Annotated in this window: 1 protein-coding gene; it reads left to right on the top strand. The window is 65.1% G+C overall.

The features are described from left to right. Positions 1 to 3923 (top strand): DUF6531 domain-containing protein (locus IE038_RS23675; RefSeq protein WP_189396397.1); only part of this gene is annotated, 3923 nt, incomplete at both ends.

Genomic DNA, 3923 nt, shown 5'->3' on the forward strand with positions numbered 1-3923 from the left:
CCGCAGATCGCGGTCGTTCCGCTCAATACCCTGGCAGTTGAAGACGTCGGCCTCAGCGCCGGGCGTTTCGATGCCTGGCTGCAATCGATCAGCGGCGGGCTGGTCACCCTTGAACGGTTGAAAAACGCGGCTGCCGGCTTGCCGATCACCGGCAACATCATTGCCCTGGTCGATGCCCTGAACGACATCGTCACGTTGATGGAAAGCGATCCACCCGACCCCCTGGACTGGGTCAGCCTGGGCATCAACCTGATCGGCATGATGCCCTTGCCACCGGGCATGACGGCTGCGCGCATGAGCCTGCGCCCGGCACTGTTCCTGTTGCGCCAGGAGTTGCGCAACAGCCCGACGGCAGTGCTGGGCGATGCCCTGGTCGGGCTACTGGCGGGGCACTTGAACAGCACCCTGGCCGGTACCCTCGATGATTTTGTCAGTCAGGCTCGGGGCAAACTGCCGGGGTTGCTCGACGACGCCAGCACCTTCGGCGAAAGCCTGTTGGAGGAAATCGCCGGCAGCCTGGAGCGGGTGGTCACGGCCAGGCTCGACGCCCAAGGCGAACTGCACCTGGCCGGACAGCAGATGCACCGTGCCAGCCAGCAACTGCTGCATGACCCGCTGGCATCGATCGACAACGCCCTGAACGCCGCCTACAGCGTCTACAAGGCTGCAGGTAAAAGCGTGAGCAACACCGCCGCGCAGCACCTGCTGCCCGACCAGGCCCGCGAGCGTGCCCTGCGCCAGGCCGGGTTGTTGCGGGCGATGGGCCCGCAACTGCGCAAGCAACTGAGTACCCAGACCGACCCCGGCACCGTCCACTCGCTGGCCTGGCTGCTGCAGTGCCTGGAACAGGCCGTGAACCTCTGGCGGCATCGCCGTCGCCATGGCCAGAGCATCAACATCAAACCCCATGGCGTTACCCAGGTGCGCCATCAGTTTCCCAATGGCCTGCTGGAAACCACCCGCCAGCAGGTGCCGGTGACGGCCAACCCCAACCCGCGAAAAAACGGTGCGTGCAGCGGCACCTGCAACAGCATCAGCTTCGCCCTGGGCACCGAAACCCTCAGCCATACCGATTTCAGCCTGCCCGGCACCTATCCGATCAACTGGACCCGCACTTACTGCTCGCGGCTGGCGGCCTATGACCAGGGCCTGATCGGCGCCCGCTGGATCAACGCCTTCACCACCCGCTTCGACTGTGTCGATGACGGCCTGCTGTACCACGATGCCGACGGCCGCAGCCACGCCTACCCCTTGCCCAAGGTGGGCAAGGCGCACATCGACGTGGTGGAAAACCGCGTACTGATGCATGCCCGCAAGGGCCTGCTGGTGCTGATCTACGGCCATGAACGCAAAGAAGTCTACGAACAGCACGGGCAGCACTACCGGCTAAACAACATACTGCTGCGCAGCGGCGCCGGGCTGTTACTGCGCTATGAGCACCGGCACGGCGAGGCGGCGCGGTTGTCCGACCTCTACACCTACCAGGACGACCTCTCGCAACTCCACCGCCACCTGGGCACCGAGCTTGATGAACAAGGCCGCCTGCGCAGCCTTTGGGAATACCGCGACGGCGTGGCCCAGCGGCGACTCTGCACCTACCACTACGATGACACGGGCGACCTGGTGCGCGCCGAGGACGAACACGCTGCAGCCTGGACCTACCAGTACCAACAGCACCTGCTCAACCGCTACACCGACCGCACCGGGCGTGGCCTCAACCTGCAATGGCAGGGCGAAGGCGCCGAGGCCCGTGCCGTGCGCGAATGGGCCGATGACGGCAGCTTCGACACCCGTTTGGCCTGGGATCCGCACCTGCGCCTGACCTACGTCACCGACGCCCACGGCCAGGAAACCTGGCACTACCTCGACCGTCAGGGCTACACCTACCGCATCCGCCACCCCGACGGGCGCTCGGAGTGGTTGTTTCGTGACGCGGCGAAAAATGTCATCCGCCATGTGCACGCCGACGGCAGCAACGACCGCTACGGTTACGACCGCCGCGGCAACCTGCTTGAGCACATCCTCCCTGACCATCAGGTGGTGTATTACGCCTACGACGAGCAGAACCAATTGATCAAGGTTTGCGACGCCGAAGGTGGCCAGTGGCAGCATGATTACGACACCCGTGGCAACCTGATCGAAACCACCGACCCGCTGGAGAACAAGACCGAGTACGCCTACAACCTGGCGGGCCTGCCAACGCGGATCACCGACGCCAACGGCAACGAGAAAACCCTCGCTTACAACGCCGCCGGTCAACTCACCTGTTACACCGATTGCTCTGGCAAGGTCAGCCGCTGGACCTACGATGAGTGCGGGCAGATGACCCGCTTCAGCGACGCCGCCGGGCAGCACACCGACTACCAGTACAAGGCTGGCCAACTGGTGTTGATCCGTCACCCGGACAAGACCGAAGAACGCTTTGCCCGCGATGCCGAAGGGCGCCTGCTGGCCCATGTCGATGGCCTCGACCGCTGCACCACCTGGCAGTACAACGGTGTCGGGCTGATCGCCGAGCGGGTCGACGGCAACGAACAGCGTCTGCGCTACCACTGGGATCGCCTCGGCCGGCTGGTCGGCCTGGAAAACGAAAACGGTCGACGCGCCACGTTTCACTACGACGCGGTTGGGCGCCTGCTGAGCGAAACCGGCTTTGACGGCAAGACCCTCGGCTACCAGTACGCCGCCGACACCGGGCGCCTGGCCCGCACCGTCAATGGCGAACACCTCACCGACGTTGAATTCGACCCCATGGGCCGGCTGCTCGAACGCCGCGCGCGGCTGGGCGACCAGGAGCAGCGGGAAACCTACGCCTACGACGGCAACGGCCAGCTGATCATGGCCAGCAACGCCCACAGCCGCGTGCAATGGTTCCGCGACCTGGCCGGCAACCTGACCCGCGAACACCAGTACTACCTGGACCTGAAGACCCCGGCGGTGGCCGTCTGGCAACACGAATACGACGCCCTCAACCAACGCTGCGCTACCGTCCGCCCGGACGGCCACCGGGTCAGTTGGCTGACCTACGGCAGCGGTCACCTGCTGGCCCTGCGCCTGGACGAACACGAACTGCTCAACTACCGGCGCGACGACCTGCACCGAGAGATCGAACGCCAGCAAGGCAACGAACTGCTGCACACCCAGCAATGGGACCCGATGGGACGTCTGCAGGCACAAGCGCTCCAGCGCGGCCAACACACCCTGCTCAAACGCGACTATCACTACGACCGTGCTGGTCAACTGACCCACCTGGACGACAGCCGTCGCGGCCCGCAGCGCTACCACTACGACCGGGTCGGCCAACTGTTGAGTGCAATCACCCGCCATGGCCGCGAGCGCTTTGCCTTCGACCCGGCGGGCAACCTGCTCGACGACCCCCGCAGCCAGCCTCAACCACCGCTGGAGCCGAACCCACGGCCGACGCAACGGCAGGACAACCTGCTGCGCGAATACGCCGGCCGACACCACCGTTACGACGCCCGTGGCAACCTGGTCGAACGCTGGCAGACGGGCGACCACAGCCGCCTGCGCTGGGACCTGTTCGACCGTCTGGTGCAGTTCGAAGACCAACGCCTGCGGGTGGACTACACCTACGACGCCCTTGGCCGACGCCTGTCCAAACGCTCGGTCGCGCACTTCACCCCAAGCCCGCTGGCCGGCTCCGGTTGGAATGAAAACGAACGGATCAAACGCCAGCAGCAATACGACTGTGGCTACACCCTGTACGGCTGGGACGGCGACACCCTGGCCTGGGAACACCGCCCCGTGCGCCGTGAGGGTGAAACCGGGCGGATCATCCACTACCTCTACGAACCGGGCAACTTCGTACCCGTGGTACAAGCCATCCGCCATGGGAACATGTGCCTGCACAAACAGCCGGTGTACAGCGACCACTACCGGCTCGACGAAGACCCGCTGTGGGC

The organism is Pseudomonas laurentiana (assembly GCF_014648275.1).
GTDB classification, from domain to species: domain Bacteria; phylum Pseudomonadota; class Gammaproteobacteria; order Pseudomonadales; family Pseudomonadaceae; genus Aquipseudomonas; species Aquipseudomonas laurentiana.